Raw genomic sequence first — 359 nt, 5'->3', positions numbered from 1 at the left:
TATAGACCGCCATCGAGTACCCCTTGTACCCTTAACTCTTCCTGATACGTAAATAATGATTTGGTGGCCCTTGCTGGACTTGAACCAGCGACCAAGCGATTATGAGTCGCCTGCTCTAACCACTGAGCTAAAGGGCCTTGAGTGTGCAATAACAATACTTATAAACCACGCAATAAACATGATGATCTAGAGAATCCCGTCGTAGCCACCATCTTTTTTTGCGGGAGTGGCGAAATTGGTAGACGCACCAGATTTAGGTTCTGGCGCCGCTAGGTGTGCGAGTTCAAGTCTCGCCTCCCGCACCATTCACCAGAAAGCGTTGATCGGATGCCCTCGAGTCGGGCAGCGTTGGGTCCTGG

The 359-nt window shown here is 50.7% G+C and carries 2 tRNA genes; one reads left to right on the top strand and one right to left on the bottom strand.

Annotated elements, in window-relative coordinates:
• Window positions 1-61: 61 nt before the first annotated feature.
• Window positions 62-137, bottom strand: a tRNA-Ile gene (locus C3488_RS39820).
• Window positions 138-220: 83 nt separating this feature from the next.
• Between C3488_RS39820 and C3488_RS39815 the strand changes: the two genes are divergently transcribed.
• Window positions 221-305 (top strand) — tRNA-Leu (locus C3488_RS39815).
• Window positions 306-359: the final 54 nt, after the last annotated feature.

This window comes from Streptomyces sp. Ru72, from assembly GCF_002920635.1.
Taxonomy (GTDB): domain Bacteria; phylum Actinomycetota; class Actinomycetes; order Streptomycetales; family Streptomycetaceae; genus Streptomyces.
Note: the sequence above shows the minus strand (reverse complement) of the source record. Positions and strands in the feature narration are given on the sequence as shown.